Below are 19,273 nucleotides of genomic sequence, written 5' to 3'. Positions count from 1 at the left end.
CCCGCACGGCGCCGATGAAGTGGCCGATGAGCGGCACTCCCTGGACTGGAGCGGTATCCGGGGCGCCCACGAGGGCATGACGGCCGGGATCGGCGAGGAGAACCTGCTCGGCGAGCGGACCTCCGTCGGCGCGGAGGAGCACTACCCGGACGGCTACTCCTCGTTCACCCACGAGGTGGCGCACCTCCTGCACCACAACCTCGGTGAGGCCGACCGCCGACTCGTCACCCGCACCTACCAGGAGCTTCTCGCCGAGGACGCGGAAGAGGAGAAAAGGGGCGTCCCGGTCGAGCTGATGATGGGGCGGTGGCCGGACGGCAGCCGGTACGCCTGGCGCACCGACGACGGACGGACGGACGTCCATCAGAACTACTCCTCCGTCGACGAGCGGGAGTTCTTCGCCCAGCTGACCAACGCCTACCTGGGCACCAACCACGGCCAGGACCCGCGGACGGACGAGCCGCGCAACAACGGGCCCGAGTGGGTGCGGGAGAACGTGCCCGCCCTGGTGCCGCTGCTCGAGCGGCTGTACGGGGAGGCACCCGCCGATCCGTCCGACGGCCGGGCGAACCCGGTGGCAGCGGTCCGGGCCGAGGAGGCGATGTACAGCGGCCTCCAGGAGTTCCTGGAGGGAGTGGACGCACCGTCGGAGCCGGCCGGGACCGCCGAGGCCGTGGGCTCGCTGCGAGAACTGACCGAGGCCGTGGAGCGGACCGTACCGGGCTTCCTCAAGCGCGAGGGCCTGTCGTCGGACCAGGCCGTACGGACATGGCTCGCCCACCAGGTCGTGGCGGAGGACGTACCGCCGGAACTGGAGGCGTTCCCCCAGGAGCAGCAGGAGGCGCAGGGGGCCGACAGGCTCCAGGACCGGGTGGTCCCGCTCTGGGAGCTGAAGGCCGCGGGTGTCGTGCTGACCGCCCGCCTGCAGGCCCGGGCGACTCTGAGCCGTGGGCTCGCGGGGTCGTCGCTGCCCCTGCTCGACCAGGCGCGACTGGCACTGCACGCCGGTGGCGAGTGGAGCCCCGCAGTGGCGCGTACGGCGGTCGCCGTGGCGACCAGGACGCTGCGCCGGCCGGTCCTGGTGCCCGCCGGACCGGGCACCGGTACGGCGCAGGGGCCGGAGACACCGCGGCAGCCCCACGACGCGGGCGCGACCGCCGAGGGACAGGGGCCCACCCCTGCCGTGCTGCTCGACCACGGCAGGTGGACCCCCGCCGTGGGCCGCCCGGCGGCGCCCGTGGTGAGTACGGCCGGGGATCTGGAACTCCTGCCGACCGGGTCGGATGGCCCGTCCACCGGCTCCGAGGGCACCCCGCAGCCGCAGGGCCCCGCCGGGCCCGACGCTGAGGTTCCGCCGGGTGACGGAGATGCCCAGGGGGACATCCCGCCGGGCGTCGAGGAGCTGGGCGGTGGTGACACCTCGCTGGCCGGCCGGCAGCCCGAGGGTGCCCAGGGGGACACTCCGCCCGACGGCGAGAAGCCCGAAGGCGACACCTCGCCCGATGACAGTGGGCCCGACGGCGAGGGGCCGACCGGTGACGGTGGGCCCGGTGACGGTCGTCCCGGCGGCGGGGGACCCCTGGCCTCTCCGGCCGTTCCCGCGGCCGAGGAGACGCTGTCCAAGGACCAGCGTCAGGACCTGGCCGACCAGGGACTCGTCTTCGCCCCGCCCGCGTACGCGACGACCGCGGACTTCCGGCCGGGCATCGGCGCCGAGAGCATGGAGCTGGTGAACCCCGACGTGCTGCGGCTGCTGCACATCCAGGTCGCCGACATGCTGCCGGAGGGTCTGCGGGCGCAGGCCGCGCAGGCACTCGACGCGCACCTGTCGCCCGTGCGGCTGCCGCACAGCCTCCGTCAGGCGGCCGGGGACGCGCTCGTCGTCCAGGTCGGGCGGGGAGATGAGGCGTTCGAGCTGGAGATCGGCATCCGGCTCGGCGACTGGGTCCAGGCGACCAACCCGCGTGGTGAACTGCTGCTGGACGAGGCGGACTTCGCGCACCTGCAGCGGCAGCCCGGCGTGGCGCGGGAGGTCAGGCCGCAGCTCATCACCGACCGCCGTGCGACGACGGTGTCGGTACGGACCACCGGGAGGGTGGTGGACCAGGAGTCCACCCTCTCCCAGGGGCTGTCCCTCGTCGGAGGACTGCTCAGCTCCGTGGGCGGCGCCGCTCGTGGAGTGTGGTCGGCGCACGCCATGACCAGCACCACCACGGCCGGGACGACCGCGCTCAGCTCCAGGGGCAGCAAGGGCACCTCCTACCGAGGAGTGGACTTCCTGACCGATGCCGGCCTCGCCGTCACCGTCCGGCGCCGCGGGACCGAGCCCCAGCAGCGGCACGACGTGGTCGAGCACGCCCTCCTCGTCCGGTACAGCCGCGAGGTGACGAGGTCGCTGCCGCGCCCGGAGGACGGCACGTCCCCCACGACCTCCCGGGCCTGGGCCGACCGGACGGGCGAACACGAGGCGTCCACGGCCGCCCTGACGGCGGATCTGCCGGGAGAGGTCGTCGCCCTGGACAGCGACTCCGAGGACAACGACTCCGAGGGCAGCGGTGAAGCCGCCGGTACCCGCGACGCGGACTCCGGGGGCAGCGGAGTCGGCGGCACCACCGGGTCGGGCGGGATCCAGCCGTGGCGCCCGGTCGACGTCCCGGTGGTCCCCGACCTGGTGGCCAGGGCGGTGGAGATCCCGCGCCTGTCCCGCATCGAGGTGGTGTCCGGCGCGGGCGCGGTACGCCGGGCCGTCTTCGGAGTCGTGGACCCCGCCCTGACGGTGCCCGGCTCGGAGGCCGCGGCCGAGCTGAGCGCCTTCAGCGCTGTCCAGAGCCTCCTCACCGGCCTGCACGACGCGGCCAACGGCACCTTCCAGTCACCGGTCGTCTTCGACGGCCGCACGCGCGACAGCGTCACGCTCCGCGCGGTCTTCGCCAACCCCCAGGTCGTGGTGGAGAGCGACCACTTCTCCCACATGGAGGTGGAGGACGCGTACGTCGCCTTCACGGGCACGGCGCTGACCGGCCGGGACCGACTGGACTTCGGCGTCTCCGCCAGCGGCGCGCTGAACATCGGCGACGCCGCCCAGGCGAGGGCGGGCCTGACCGTCTCCGGAAACCGCTCGGTGGGGTACACCAGGCCGGGTCAGAGCACGGGCGCGTCACTGGGGCAGAAGGTCAACCTCACCCATGAGGAGACCGCGCTGGTCCGGCTCGACGGCCAGGTGACGGCCGAGTCGTCCCGCGGCAAGCGGTCGACGGCACCGATCACGGTGCAACTGCGGGTACTCACCGCGGACCTGCCGTCGCTGGGCGTGGCACGGGCGCACGACGCACCCCACGGCCCGCACGACGACGACGGCCACGACAGCGAACGGCCGGCCAGGACGTCCGACGACCGCAGGCTGACCATCCCCGACATCTTCACCGACTGGCTGCCCGTGACCTTCTGGGTCGGCGACCTGGACGCCAGGCGGCTGAACGACGTGCTGGTCGACGCGTTGCAGCTGGTACGCGCCCACTTCGACGGCTACCTGCCGCCCGCCCACCTGCCGGTGGCCGCGGACATCGCCCGGGCGGGCGAGACGCAGGTGCTGTGGCCGACCACCAGGGACGATCTGGAGCAGTTCGGCAACCACACCAAGCTCGTCGGCGCCCTGGGCCCGGAGGGCATTCCCCAACTGCTCCACGCCATGGTCAACGGCGGCCACACCGTGGTGCTGACGAAGCGCACCCTGCGAGGACCCGAACAGGTCCTGGTGACCGTGCACGCGACCTTCGATCCCACCGGCTTCCGCTACCGGCGGAGCCTGCAGGGGGAGATGGAGACCTTCCAGCAGGTGTTCAACGACCTGTCGATGGCGACCGACCGGTCGACGGTGCTCGGGCTGAGCGGTGACCTCTCCGCCGGGACCAGGAAGCCCGTGGGCGAACTCACCGGACTGTGGGGCAATGTCACGGGTGGCTGGAACGTGACCCGCAGCTCGGTGGAGCACAGCGGGGTCACGGCCCGGCGCACCACCGGTGCCGTCCAGGAGTGGCTGGCGGAGTTCGTGGGCCCCGTCGCCTTCCGGGTGAGCGTGCGGCAGGACCTGCGCCCGGGTACGGCGGCGCGCTCCGGCGCCGTAGCGGACGGTTCCGACCTGCCCCCGATGCCCGGGAGCTACCCTCCGGTCGACGACGCGGCCGCCGCCCTGCCGGTTTCCGCCCCGGCGGCGGGCCCCGCCACCGGCGCGCGGCCACGGGTGCTGGTGAGCGAACCCGTGTCGGTGAGGACCCACCTGATAGCACCCGAGGACTTCCTCCAGGAGCAGGTGGGGGGTGACCGCGTGGAGTGGGTGCCCAACGTCGAGACCGTCCGGGAACCCTCCGGCGGCGTGCGCAGGGCGGCCCGGGACACGGCGGGCGCCGCCGGCGGCCTGACCTGGCGACCGGAGCCGGGCTCCTGGGTGCCCCACGAGTCCCTCCACACGGTCGGAGTCGGCAAGGCGCTGGTCGCCGTGGAAGAGGCGCTGGCCGAACTCGGCGTACGCGGGCTCGACCCGACCGACCACGCGTCCCTGCGGGCCCTGCTCCACGGCCTCCCGGCACGCCTCGGCGACTTCTCCGGCGCCCACCACCCCCTCTGGGAACCGGAGAACTCGACCGGACTCACCTGGTGGGGCGGGACCGAGCGGGTGTCGGTGAGCCTGCGGGCCACGATCGAGGAAGTGACCTCCATCGGTGCCAGCGGCAACTCGTTCGTGTTCGGTGTCTCGGGCGAGACGGCCCGGGTGGGCCGGAGCACCGCCGCGAGCAACCGGCAGCTGGCCGCCGGTATCGGTGTCGAGGGGATGGTCGGGGCGGGGAGCCGCGACTCGGTCCGCCTCGCCCCCGGCCTGCGCTTCGGCTGGGACACACCGGCCACCGACTCGTCCGAGCGCAGTGGCCGGGCGGACTCCGTCGCCATCGCCCTGATCGACCACGTCCTGGCCCGGACCGCGGTGCTGCTGGACTTCGAGGTCACCCGGTGGACGGACACCCCGCTGCCGGAACGGGTGGAGGGCGCCCTGCGCACGGGCAGGCACGGCCGGCGGAGCGTGTCACGGCGGGTGACCGTGCCGGGGATCCTGCTCACCGCCGCCGACGAAGCCGTCCGCCTCGGTCTGCTGCCCGCCGACCATCCGCAGGCGCCCGCCGCGTCCGGAGAGCAGGACTCCGCGCCCGACCGGATCTACCCCCCGTCGAGCGTGTTGCGCAACGACGGGTTGGACCTGGCCTTCGCCCGCAGTGTCCCGGATCTGGGCCGGTTCGTACGCGACGAGGTCATGCCCGTGCTGGAACGGGAGTTGGGCCACTCGTACGCCCAGGCGGCGGCCGGTCCCCTGCGCCTGCTGTCCTCGCCGACCGGTACGGCGGCCCTGCTGAGGGCCATGCTGGCCGGCGTGACGATCGCCGTGCCGTACCGGTCGCTGGTCGCCACCTCGATGATGGAGATCACCTTCCGGGCGAGCCTGGGCGAGCCGACCCCGGCGGGCCCGACTGCGGCGCGGTACCTCGCCGACCGGGCGAACGTCCTGATCGAGACGGCGCACCGGGCGCTGCAGTCGGTGTCCTCGCAGTCCGGGCAGCTCACCGGCACCCACACGGCCTCGACCACCTCGCCGTTCAACCTCAACCGCGACGCGATCACCACTGGGACCCTCGCGGGGACCACCGCGGACCGGAACCGGCAGTCCCGCCGCGACGAGCACTGGGAAGTGGCCGTCCTGCGGAACAAGGAGATCCTGCTGCAGAGCGACCACACCCTGAACGTCGAGGTCACGGTGAAGCTCTCGTCGGCGCTGACGAGTGGGATCCCCGGCGCCGCGTCGCTCCTCGGGCCCCTCGCTCCGGCCGCGGCGCCGGTCGTCGGCCGCTCGCGCCGGCTGTCGATCGGCCCCAAGGCACTTCCGGGGCTGCGACTCGCCTACCCGAGGGAGATCGCGGAAGCGGAACCCACCTCCCCGGTCCAGCGGTCCTCCGCGACGGCGCACGCCCCCGAGGCCCGGCCGTTCGGTGTGCGCTTCGCCCCCGGCCTTCTGCGGGACGCGGTGCTCGGCAGCCTCGGTGACCTGCGCGGCCTGCGCGAGGCGGCCGAATCCCTGTTCACCGGGGTGCACCCGCTGGACGGAGTCTCCCCGGCGGCCAACTCCTGGCAGGGCGGCCTTTTCGCCGTGCGCAGCCGGATAGAGACGGTCTTCAGCGACGCCTATCTGAGCCAGTGGATCTGGCAGGCGCTCCAGGGCGGCGCCGAGCACCGGTTGACGATCCCCGGCGCCGCCTTCGACGTCACCGGCACGCTCAGGGTGACCGCTCACGCGAACGGGTTCGAGCACTCCGACGTGGTTCTCGGCTCCCGGGTCCGCAGGAGGATCCACCGCTCGGCGACCAAGGCGTGGGGCGACCAGGACTCCGCGACGGCCTGGCGGGCGAGCGCCTCGGCCCGGATCACCCAGCAGTTGGACGGCTCGCCGCCCAGCGCGTCGTCGACCGGCTCGCACAGCGCGTTCGAGGGCCTCGGCCTGGTCGGCCAGACCACCGACAGGCGGGGAGCCGAGACGTCCGGCGACCGGCTCACGACCGAAGCCGGGGAGAAGGCGAGCGGCCTGGAGTTCGCCCGGCTGCACGCCGACGAGATCCAGTGGCACCTGGAGTGGCACGCGGAGAACGTCCTCCCGGTGGAGCACACCACCGGGGCGGCACGGCTGCTCGACTTCATGCGCAGGCCCGGCCGGGACGTGGTGCACACCGTCACCGGCGAGGCGATGACCCTCTACGTACCGCTCGCCAAGCGGCAGCAGTTCCTGGACCTGGACCTGGCCGACGGGACGCAGCCGGGCAGCGGCCGGGACGACGGGGGCGAGGAGGAGTCCCCCGACCGCGCGCCGGTGCCACCTCCTGCCGGAGACCCCGAGCAGCCGACGGCCACCGGGACGGCCACGGGGGTGACCACGGCCACGACCGCCGGGGCGGGCACGGCGACCGCCACGGCCCCGACCGCAGCCCCGGGCCCGTCGGTCACCCCGGACCCCTCCGCCGCGCGCGTCTCCCCGCCGGGGGCCACTCCCCGCAGCGCCGCCCCGCACGCCCGCACGCGTCGGGTCACGCGGAGCGGCCCGGACCGCGTCGTCGGGGGCGGCACCGCGTCCGGCGCGGCGGCTGGGGTGGACACCTCGGCCGCCGGGGACACCTCCACGCCGGAAGCGCTCCCGGAGCAGCCGCCCCAGTCCGTACCGCCCGCGCTGCCCGTACCTCCCGTACGGCCCGGGGGGAGCACTGCCCAGCACCCGTGGTACCTCGACCGAGGAGCGCTCGGCGAGCTGACCGTGACCCGCGCCCCGCAGCCGGTCGACGATCCCGCGGCGGAGTTGAACGCGATCGCCGGCGCCGTCCCGGTCCCGGAGGTGCGGGACGACGTCCGCACCGCCCTGCGGAGCATGCTGGAGACCACCGACCCGAAGGCGTGGAAGGAGCTCCTGCTCAAGGGCCGCATGGTGGTCAGCAACGGCCGGCTGGTGTGGATCAGGCCGGCTCTGCGTCGGGTGCGCCCCGAACCGGAGACCGCGGAACCGGAGCGGCCGGTGCGCGAGTACGAGGTCGGCTTCGCGTCGACCAAGGCCGCCGGCACAGCGGAGCGGAGCCGCGGCTACGGGTGGGACTCCAAGCTCTTCAGCGCCTTCAGCCTCGCCTCCGCCGCGGCGTCCGCGGTCGTGCCCGGCCTGCCGTTCTTCGGCGCCTCGGTGTCCCGGACGAGCACCGTCGGGTGGGGCCGCAACGTCGTCAGCGGGCGCAAGCTCTTCGTCGACGGCTCCACCCGCTTCGACGCGGACCTGGGCTTCCGGGTGTACGTGGACGGCTTCGAGCACCCCACCGACACGACCGTGCCCGTGGCCATGGGGGTGTCCGTCCCGACCGCGTACACCGCGAGTCGTACGGCCCCGCCCGACACCCTCACCGCCGCCCGGACGGGGGACGACGAGCCCGCCCGCCGGGCCGCCCCGCCCCGGCTGGTGCTCAACGCGCTCGACCTCGGCCCGGCGGTCGCCGCACTGCAACGGGATTTGCTGGGGGTCGGGCTGGACGCCGCAGCGGTCGCCGACATCGTCCGCCGCACCCAGGGCTCGCTCAACGAACAGAGCGCCCGGAACCGCGCCCAGTGGTTGCTGACCAGCGGTGACGTCGGCACGCGCATCTCCGCGGGCGCGTCGACGGTACGGCGCGGGCCCACCGCGCTCCGCGCGGTCCGGGCTGCCACGGACAGGGCGCTGCGAGCCGGCGCGCAGGGCGCCGGTCTGGCGCCCGCCGCCGTCGAGGACGTCAGCCGGGCGTTCCAGACGGCCGTCGAAAGAGTGCACGCCGCCCATGGGTTCCCGGGTGTCCGGGGACTGCGCGACAGGGTGGCGCCCACCCTGGTGTCCGCCCTGGAACTCCGTGGCCTGACCCCGGACACGGCCCGCCGGATCGGCGACGCGGTCTGGGCGGCGGGCGGTGAGGCGGCCGGGCGGGGGAGGGCCCTGCTCGCCCCGGCGTTCTCGGGTCACCCCACGGTGCGGCTGCGGATCGTCTCCGCGGAGCTGGTCGGAGTCACCGTGGGAGCGAAGGTCCGCGACGACCTCGGCTCCGGCCTGTCCGCGGCCGTCTCCCAGGACGTGGCGAGCTCGGCCGTCTACGGTGTCGGCTTCAACATGTTCGGTCTCACCGACGGCTTCGGCAACGACTTCACCGACGCCGAGGGCACCGGGCTCGCCGCCGGGCAGAGTGGCCCGTCCGCCGGAAGCGGCAAGGGCGTGGCGCCCTTCCTCGGCCTGTCGTACCACCCGTCCCGGTCCACCGGCATGTCGTTGACCACGCAGGCCGTCAACCACTACGTGCTCAACGAGCAGGGTGACCACGCCCGGTACGACGTCTCCGTCGAGACGGAGCTCGACTTCGCCTCCACCAGCCACCCGGCACTGGGAACCGTGCGGGCCCGGGTCGTCGGTGAGGTCGGCGTACCCGTCGGCGCCGACGGGCGGGGCGCGCGGCGGTTCGAGCAGTCGGTGGAGACGGTCGTCCGGCCGCAGCGACAGCCCGTACCCGTGCCCGAGCAGCCGCACGTCCGCAGGCTGCTCCGCCTCGCCAGGCAACTGATCACGCGCCCCGCGACCGCGCCCGCCACCACCCGGCCGGCGGAGCTGGACGAGGCCCTGCCGCCCCAGCCCGGGGAGCCGCTGCACCTGGCCGCCCGTCAGGGGCCGGGGTTCGCGGTCCTGCTGTCGCTGCCCGGGGCCGAGCGGGTGGTGGAGCACTTCCGTACGGAGTTGGGGCACCTCGCGGCGCGCCCCGGGAGCGGTCGCGTGGACTGGTCGTCCGTCGACCGCGAACTGAGCGTCTTCTTCGGAGTGCCCGCACTCACCACCGACCTGGCGCAACTGATGCACGGCTACAGCCACGAGGTGGCTCTGGGCGGACGGAGCCTCCGGCTGGCCGTCCGCGCGCACCTGAGGGAGCGTCTGGACACCTCCGACGCGGCCGGCTCCATGACGCTCAACGCCCGGACGACCTCGGGGCAGACCTTCACCAGCCACCGAGGCACCCGCTGGGAGGGGGAGGCGTCCCTGGGCGGCGGTGCCCGGGTGTCCCTGGGCGGCGTGATGCGGTTCCAGGCCGGCGGTGTCCGTCTGCGCGGCAGCCACGGCCGCGGCGCCACCCAGAAGCTCACCGGCAACAACAAGCACTACAACCGCATGGAGACCTCCGGCCCGGTCGATCTGAGCCTCTACAAGGTGATCTGGCAGACCGAGATCGACGAGACCACCACCTACCTCGGTGAGGACGGCACCACCACCGCCGAGGTGGCGCTCTCCCGCGAACACGCGCCCGCCGCCCCGGTGACCGCGGCCGAGGTGGCCGCGATGCGTGACAGCACCGTGGTCAAGGCGCCGCAGCCCTCCGACGGCTCACCGGCGCTCGACTTCCACCGGGCCGGCACCGCCGGTCTCTACCCGGCCTTCGCCGCCATGCCCCGGCTGACCCGGCTGGTCGCGGAGCTCTACGCCGAGGTGAACGGCCTGCCGCCGGAATGGGCCCGGACCTCGGCGCACTGGCCGTCCGAACTGCTCCACCTGACCAGCCCGCGCGTCCTCGACGCCCACTTCGCGGAGCTGACCGGGCCCGACGGCTGGAAGACCCTGCTGAGCACCCGGCAGGGCCGCAAGCAGGAGGTGCGGCTGCGCCTGCGCGTGCCCCGGCCCGACCGCCTGCCGCAGCCCGCCGACCACGTGGAGATCGAGCACTACCTCCAGGCGAAGACCTCCTCGGGCGCCGAGCTCTCCCGGGAGTCGGGCATCGGGGTGTCGGGCGGCGTGGGCCCCCAGGCACGGCTCGGCGACGACCACGCGGGCGGGACGACCGGCAGGATCACCGCCCTCGCGGAGGCCGAGTTCGGCCGCTCGTGGTCGTCCGGACAGGGCACCGAGATCGGCAGCGTGGAGATCAGCCGGTCCACCTACGACGGCGCCTGGCGCATCCTGCTGGACGCCGACATCGAGGCGACGGCGGTGTCCTGGCAGGGCAAGGACCGCCGGCAGGCCGTCGGCTCCTCCGCCACCACCGGCGCGCTGGAACTGCTGGCCGCGCGACGCAGGGCCGAGGACCTGGGACTGCTGGCGCCCCTCGACGAGGATCCGGCCCCCCGCGCGCACCTCGACTCCGGTCTCCTCGCCACGGCCGCACACCCCGAGGTGCTCCGGGCCGACACCGTCCTGCCGAGCGTCATGGACCGGCTGCGCCGGCGCGGGGTCCTGCGTGGGGGCGAGGACGACCCGCACCGCGATCTCCTCCAGCGCCAACTGCGGGCGTTCCTCTCCTCGGAGAACCTCCAGGCCGAGTTCACCGGCCTGGTGGGCGGCAAGGACCGGTGGCGGGTGTTCCCGCTGCCGCGCTTCGGCGGTGGCACCGACTACCTGGTGGTCCGGGTCACCGTCAGCGAAGTGGAACCCGCGCACAGCCACCGCCGCCGCCCCGAAGTCCGACTCACCCTGCGGGGCGAGGGCCTGAGCGCCGACAGCACCGAGCGGTCCGTCACGACGTACGGCGGCGGCGGCGCGGTCCTGCGCGGCCGGGTGGGCAGCGGCACGGGATACGGCGGCATCGGCCTGGGTGCCACCTACCGCGCCGGCACGACGGACACCGAGGAGAACAGCCGGACCGTCCTCGACATCCACCGGGGCTCCACCAGGGACACCTCGGAGGAGTTCGAACACCAGGTGCGGTTCCAGGTCGCGCTCGGCCGGACCTCGGAACTGCCCGAAATCCTCGCGGCAGCCTCCCGGGGCCTGCAGCGGACGATCATGGGCATGGGGGCGCTCCTCGGACGGGAGGACGGCGCCGCGCGCCTCTGGTACGGGAAGAAGCGGTGGGACTGGTACGACGACGGTGCGGCCCACCGGTCGTCGGGCACCGTCCGACTGCTGGTACCGACCCACTTGACGACCGAGGCGTCCGCCGCGCCGGTGGCCCCGGTCGCGCCCACCGCCTTCGGCAGCAGCCCGAGGTGGGAGACCGGGGACCGCGAGGCCACACCGGTGCCGACGGAGTTCGTCACCCACTTCCATCCGTGGGACGTGCCTGCCGCCGCTGCCGTCCAGAGGTGGGCCAAGCTCGCCGCCGCTCCTTCCCGCACCGCACCCGACCTCGGTCGGGACCGCGTCTGGGAGGTACCCGGTGTCGACTTCACCACGCCGGCCGGCCAGTTGTACGAGCTCCGCTCCTCCGGCAACGTGCTGCGGCCCCGGGTCGACCAGTTGCTGAACGGCACCTACCGCGTCCCGGTGGGCGACCGCGAGGTCGCGGTCCGCTTCGAGCTCACCGGCGCCCGCGTCCTGGCGAAGGGAGCCGCCTTCAAGGCGCGGCGCTACCAGCAGCACGACGACGCTCCCCAGAGCGCGCGCGGGCGCTTCCGCGGCTGGGAGTTCGAACTCGGCCCGGAGGCGGGAGGCAACGCCGGCGAGCACCAGGAGGACCACCTGGTCGAGCGGCTGCCCGGAGCGTTCGAGACTGGGACGGGCGACGAGCGCAGCGGCGAGATCAGCCAGGTCGACGAGAGGAACCAGGAGTCCAGCCGCCGGTTCGACTACTACGGGCTCGGCATCGACGTGATCCTCCAGGGCCCGGCCCGCACCCTGCGGGTATCGGTGCCGGACGGGCTGGTCGGCATGCTGCCCCTCGACCCCGACGGCTCGCTCGCCGGAGGGCTGACGGAACTGCTGCCCGACCTGTTCGGCCCGGCCGCCGCCGAGCCCGTCGTCGGCCCCACGGCCGAGCACCTCATGCAGCGGTCGCGGACGGTGTGGCACGAGGACCGGCAGCTCGCCGTCGCGCTCCCCGACGTCACGGCGGCGGAGCTGGGCATCGGCCCGCGGGCGATGGAGCGGATGCCCGAACTCGTACCGCAGGACGCGGTGCTGGTTCTCGCGGAGCAGGACGGCGACGGCCGGCTGACCGTGGACGGCCTCCCGGTACGCACCGAGGTGCTCGTGTCGCTGCTGAACGCCACCGTGCCCGGACGGTCGCCCCTCCTGATCGGTGCGGGCGCCGACCGGTACGCCGCGGAGCTGGCGGAGGCCCTCGGAACGCCCGTCATCGCCAGCGCCCGCGGCATGGCGCTCGACCCGGTCGCCGGCACCCTCGGCGAGGCCGCCCCGGCCGGCGACGGCCGGGAGGCCGGCTTCCGGCTCTTCGACGCCGACCACAGGGACGGCGTACCGCTCTTCGGGACGCGGCACGCGGAGCCGTGGGCGGAGCCGGAGCCGACCGGGGAAGAGGCGCCGGCGGGGGAGCAGCCACCCGCGCCGGGGCAGCGGACCCGGGAACCGCAGCCGGAACCGCTCAACCGGCCCGCACCGGGACCCGTCTTCGTCTCCCCGTGGGGCGAACCGGTCGTGGTGGAACCGGCGGCCCGCACCATCGGCATCCCCCGGGCCGGTCTGCCGCACCTCCCCGAGGTGATCCGGACCCTGCGCCATCTGGTGGAGCAGGCCGGGCACAGCGTGCCGCAACCGGTGTGGGACGCGCTGCCGCAGCGTCTGCTGAGCAACTACCGCTACCTCGTGCCGAAGCCGGGCGAGACGGTGGACGGGCTGATGGTCCCGCTCGGAAGCGTGGAGGCGCTGATCACCCTCGACCCCCAGGACCCGCGCGAGGTCCGCGACCCGGCCGGCCTGTACGACGGCCGCACCGTGCGGGCTGTCGCCGCGAAGGCGGCCCAGCCCGGGGCGGCGTCCGGGGCGGCCGGCGGTGCCCGGTCCGCGCAGCGCGCGAGCCGCCCTGCCGGCCCCGGCAGCGGCCGTACGGTGCTGGAGACCATCGAGGAGGAGGAGCCGCTGGCACTGGTGCCCGAGAAGGCCACCGACCGGCGGTTCCACGCCAACGAGGCGATCAACTCCTCCTACCTGACCGGTGCGTTCGTGCGGACCCACTCGGGCCCGACCGGCGCCACCCGAGGCTCGCTGTCGATGTCGTACGGCGTCGGGATCGCCCCGGGCGTGTTCCAGGTGCTCAGGGCGGGCGTCGGGGTCTCCGGTACGGCCAACGCCTCGCGGCGCTCGACCAACTGGGTCGGCGACGCCGAGGGCGGCCACGTGCTGCTGGCCAAGGGCGACTCCCGGATGATCGCCTACCGGGGCGACTGGTCGGTGCGCATCCGTACCGCCGAGGACCGGGACTGGACCGGTGTCGACCCCACCCCGGTGGAAGCGGCGGACGACCGGCGGCTGCTGCTCTACCTGCCCGAGCACTATCTGGAGAAGGCGCCCGAGCAGGTCTCCGCGGTCGGCACCGGCGGGCTGGAGCACCGGCTGCCCGCCCTGTACCACGCGTCCGGCCTCACCGGCCTGCCCGCCCTGTTCGACCGGATCAGCGCGTCCGTACGGGAGCAGGGACTGGCGCTCCCGGTCGGCAGCGTGACCCGCGAGGAACTGCTGCAGAAGCTGTGGAACCTGGAGTCGCACCTGGACGCGGCGCTGGACCCGGAACGGGGCTACCCCTTCTCGCTCCACGACGAGCACGGCAAGCCGGTGGCGACCGTGCAGGTGCGCACCAAGCGGGACCGGCGCGCCGTCCGGGTGGGTGCCACCAGCGACCAGGCTCCCATCGAGAACGTCCGTACGGCGATCGACGGCACCGGCGGAAGCCACACGATCAGCAACTCCACCACGCTCAGCCTGCCGGTCGAGTTCAACCTGTTCCCCCTCCCGTTCCAGAATCCGGGACTGGGGCTCGGCGTCAGTGCCGCCCTCGCCATGACCTGGTCCAGGTCCGAGACCGTCAGCGCCGCCCGCACGGGTCTGTGGGTCGTGGTGCCGCGCGACCTCGGCCGCAGCAACGCCTACCTGATGGGATTCACGCACAGCGCCGTCTCCGCGGTCCGCGGCCACGAGCCGGTCCTGACGGCCGACGTGCCGGGCGAGGGCCTGGTACGGGTGCCGGAGCGCGAGGCCCTCCGGTACGGCCTGCCGGTGGACGAGGAAGCGCTGCGGGCCACCCCCCTCACCGCTGCTGACCGGGCGGCCGGCGGCCCGGCGGACCCGTCCGAGCGCACCGTGGCCGTCCACGAGGGCCCGACCGGCCGCCTCGTGCGCTACGCCCCGGACCTGGTCCGGGGCACGGGCCGCCGCCCGGGTGACCCCGAGCACGTCGACGCACCGTCGTACGTCCGCGACGGGCGCGGGATCGGCATGGGCCTGGTCGAGGTCCGCGACGAGACGGTCACTGAGCTGTACGGGCAGGTGGCGCGGGAGTTGCGCAGGCTCGGCTTCCTGCCGCCGGATCCCACCGTGCCGCTGACCGGCGGCCGCTGGTGGTCGAACTCCGGCACCCTCGACACCCAGGTGAAGAACCAGGAGCAGCTGCAGAAGTTCTTCTCGCCGCGCGGTATCGAGTCGTTCTGGGACCAGTTGCACCAGGAGCCCGGTCTGCAACTCGTCATGGACCTCCCGCGCGGGGCCCTCGGCGTCGACGTCGACATGGACTCCGTACGGATCACCTTCCGGGCGAAGGCGTCCGAGGGCCTCCCACCGTGTTTCGAGGGCACCACCGAGGACATGGCCGCGGTCAACCTCGCCATGGGCATGGACACCGCCGGGATGGCAAGCGGCGACGCCCGCAAACTGGCGCTCGGCCTCCGGTTCAAGACCCTGTTCCACCAGCTCAGAGGAGCGTCGGCCGGGGTCGAGGCGAGTGTCTCGGCAGGCCGCACCGACGCCGTCTCGTTCCTCAACAACCGTCCCGAACTGCTGGAGCTCGCCGGAGTCCTGAGGCGGTTCACGCTGTTCAGCGACTACACCGTCACCCTGGAACTGCAGCACAGCGGACTCGCCGGGCGGCTCCGGCCGGGGGCCCGCGACCCGCGGGCGATCCAATTGCGGCGACAGGAGGCCCTCGCCCTCCTGCCCCCGTTCGACGATCCGGCGCCGCGCCCCGCCCCGCAGCGGCGGCCCACACCGGCCGCGGTGCTCGACCGGGCGGTGGTCTACTACGTGGACTCCTCCGGACTCCACGGCGCGGCGGCAGGGGCGCTGGGCGAACTGGTCGCGACACCGCAGGGCGGGGCGGTCCAGGAGCTGGCCTCCTTCACCGGCACCACGCAGGTACGGGCGCATCTGAAGGAGATCCTCAACGGCCGTTACACCACCGACCAGTTCTTCGAGAGCGGCTTCTTCCGCGACACCCACGGCGCGCTCGACATCCACGGGGAGATGGGACCGTCCTCCTTCGCGGGCGTCACCCAGGACCCCTTCGTGCTGGGCGCCATCACGCTCTGGATGAGCCAGACCAACACCACGGCCGGCAGCTCACGCGGCGTCAGGGCGATCCCGGCCGACGTCGCCCTGGGCGGTACCACCCCGGACGGCGGCGGCTCCCTCACGGGTGGGGCCGACGCCTCGTGGAGCAGGCAGTGGAACCAGTCGTCCAGCTTGGGACGGACCGGCGCCAAGGAGGAGATCAAGCTCAGCTTCACCCGGGCGTACCTCTTCCGGACCGGGGTCACCTACCAGGTGACCGGCCGTCTGGAGAAGCACGCCAAGCTCCTGCCGGACTCCTACGGTTCGCACAGCCGGCAGGTCGACGACCGCACCATGCTGTACCTGCTGGCCGAGCCGGAGGCACTGGAGCAGTACACGCGGGGCACCGTACCGATCCCCGACGACCAGCTCGTCGACGTGATGAACCGCTGGCGCGCCGGGAAGGTCCGGCTCAGCGGGGACACCGTCGCGGGCGTGCTGTCCCGCTGGACGGGGGACGTACCCGACCCGGACGGCCCCCTGCCGCGCAGCGCGGCGGACCAGGCGGTGGCGGAGGCGCTGGACGGTCTCACCGAGTCCCGCCACGAGCTGGCCGCGCTCCTGGCGGAGCTGCACGGGAGCGGCGCCCTGACCGTGCCGGACCCTCGGCTCCGGGCCGACTTCACCGACCGGTTCGGCCTGGACCTGCGGGACCCCGAGGGCGGGGCCTTCCCTGGCACCGGGCTCCCCGACTACCTGACCCGCCGTGACCCCGGCGGCCGGTTCCTGGGCCACAGCGGGGTCCATTCGATCAGTTACGAGCGCGGCTACCGCTCGACCTACGACATCGTCCGGGAGCAGGTCGACCGGGTCGCGCCGGGTCTGCTGGCCGCGCAGCCCGAGCTGTGGACCGGCGACGGCCGCCGGATCGGACGTCTGCAGGGCTCGGTCAACGCCTTGCAGGCCCTGCTGGCGGAGGGCCGCGACATGGCCATGTGGGACGACCTGCTGTCGCCCAACGGCCACACGTTCTACCTGGTCAACCCGATCGGCTGGCTGCTCTCGGACATCGTCGAGATCAAGCTGAGCGACACCCTCGACTCCGAACCGGAGGTGGTCGGCTTCCGCCCCCGGACCGGTCTTGAGGTGTACGGGCACGGCTATGTGAGCACCGCCACCGGTACCTCCCGGGACACCGCGCTGGGGCTGACCGCCGGCAAGCTGGGCGGTGGTGGCGCGAACGGTTCGGGCAGCGGAGGTCTCGCTGTGGGGGAGGCCCGTCACCAGGGAGTGAACCGGGCCGAGACCGCCACCACCGAGCAGACCGTCTACAGCTGGAACGGCACCTATCTGGTGCGGGCCGCCCACACCATGACCGTCCGGGTCGCCCGGCTCGACATGGCCGGCCGGCCCCTGAACAACCTCCTGGCCGGCTGGTACCGCAGCCTGGACCCCGCCAGGTCCACCCCCGCCGTCATCAGCGTCCCGGGCACCATCGAGCTCCAGGTGCCGCGCGGCCTGGGCGAGTTCCGCACGGCCGACAGGCGTACGGACGTGCGCGACCCGCGGCCGCTGCCCGAACTGCCCGGCGACGCGTACATCACCGGCACCATGCTCGACGACGCCCTGCCGGCCGCACTCGAACTGATGACCAGAATGTTCGGCCCCCAGGCGGACGGCGCCCGGACCCGTACCAACCTCGGCATCCGCCAGCTGATGAGCCGTGACCACCTGACCAACCACCTGGTGGAGGCGTCGGCGGGCCGGTCCTACGAGCTCACCGACATGCTGTTCGTGCCGGGGCACGCGTCCGACAAGCACGCCCGGCTCATCCTGCGCGGCGACCTGTTCGACCTCGAGATCCTCGGGCAGGTCGACGGCACCGGAACCGGCCGCTACACCAAGCACCAGAGCGGGACGTCGGCAAGCTCCGGAAGCGACCGGGTGCGCCCCGCCGCGAGCGCGGGCGTCTCCGGTTCGGGCACCCTGCACGCCCACGACCCCGCGCAGTCGGCGCAGGGCCACCCCTTCCCCCCGTACACCGGCGGCGGTGACACGGGGGCGTCGCGCTCCACCGGCGCCGGGACCGCTGAGACGGGCACCGAGAACTACCGGCGCGAGCAGCACATCAAGCAGCAGGGCCCGGTCCTCCTGGTCCGGCTGCGGGGGCGCTACCGGCTGGAGGCCGAGCTCTTCTCGAAGAAGAGTCTGCCGGGAGCGGGGTCCGAGACGCGGAACCTGCGCAGCGACGCCTTCAGCGGCGACGTCTACGTGGAGCTGTTCGAGGCACAGGTCGGGGAACTCCGGGCCAGGCTGGCCCAAGAACCCGTCCCGGCGACCCCGCAGGGGGAGTGGGAGAACCTGCACGGGGCACCTCGGTTCGACCTGGCCGAGCCGCTGGAGCAGACGGTCGGCGAGCCCGGGTTGACCGCCGCCCGCCTGCACCAGTCGCTGGCCCGCCGGATCAGGACGGCGGCCCGGGCCACGCCCGCGACGAGCACCGGGACCCCCACGCCCGCCCGACCGACCGGGGTCAGGGAGGACGGCCCGCTCGGAGCGGCCGTGGTCACCCTGGACCGGGCACACCTGGCCACGGTGGCGCACCGGGCCGTGCTGAGGTGGGCGGTCGACACCCTGCGGGCGGACCTGGCCGAGGTGCGGACCGTCACCCCGGATCACCCCGCGCCCGAGCGCCTGGAGCGGTACGAGCGGCTGCTGGACAGCCGGGAACTCGTACTCCCCGAGGACGGCCTCCGGATGGACGGCGGCCTCGCGGACGCCCGCCTCGCGGGGGACGGCTTCGAGGCCACCGTGGTCCGGGAGGTCAACGAGGCGCGTCGGCGGCTGACCGGAGAAGCCTCGGCACCGGCCCGGTTCCCGGGGGCCGTCCCCTACGCGGAGGTGCCGGTCGACCGTCTGATCCAGGGCATCCGCCACGAGCTGGACGTCCCGGTCCGCGCCGAGGTCACCGAACCGGACGGCTGGGTCTCACACATGTGGCCCGACCCCTCCGGCCGGGTACGTCAGGTGCGCGTGGCCGCCGCGGACGGGAACGGCCTGGCCCCGTTCCAGGTCTTCGAACACGCCGAGGGCGCGCCGGGGGCCGCCGACCCGGACCACATGGCGGAACCGGCCTGGGCCTTCGAGGAGGTCGCCACCCCGTACCTGGTGGCGCCGTCCGCCGACGCGGACGGCGGGGCGGCCGGCTTCGGCGACGGTTCGCTCGCGCCCCTGCTGGCGGACGGCGCGGCCCTCGCCGGCGTCGACCGCGGCACTTCCCTGGTGCTGCTGTCGGGCGCTGGGGGCGACGGCAATCTGGAGCTGGCCCAGCGCGTGGCCGACGGTACGGGGCGGCGGGTCTGGGCGATCTCCCGCCCGGTGGGTCTGCACACCGACCGGGACGGCACGACCCGCATCACCTATCTGGACCGGCCGGAGACGCCCGAGGGCAGTGCCTGGGAAGTGAGGGAACCGCGCCGCGGCGGGCGCGGGTGA

The 19,273-nt window shown here is 74.0% G+C and carries 1 protein-coding gene (running past one end of the window); it reads left to right on the top strand.

From position 1 onward, the window contains the following. Window positions 1–19,273, top strand: the 3' portion of a protein-coding gene (locus ACFYPN_RS30675) for a hypothetical protein (protein WP_389302775.1). 12,755 nt of this gene lie to the left of the window's left edge; the window shows 19,273 of its 32,028 coding nt (coding positions 12,756–32,028); its start codon lies beyond the left edge, outside the window; it ends in the stop codon at window positions 19,271–19,273.

This window comes from Streptomyces sp. NPDC005576 (assembly GCF_042871745.1).
GTDB lineage: Bacteria > Actinomycetota > Actinomycetes > Streptomycetales > Streptomycetaceae > Streptomyces.
Note: the sequence above shows the minus strand (reverse complement) of the source record. Positions and strands in the feature narration are given on the sequence as shown.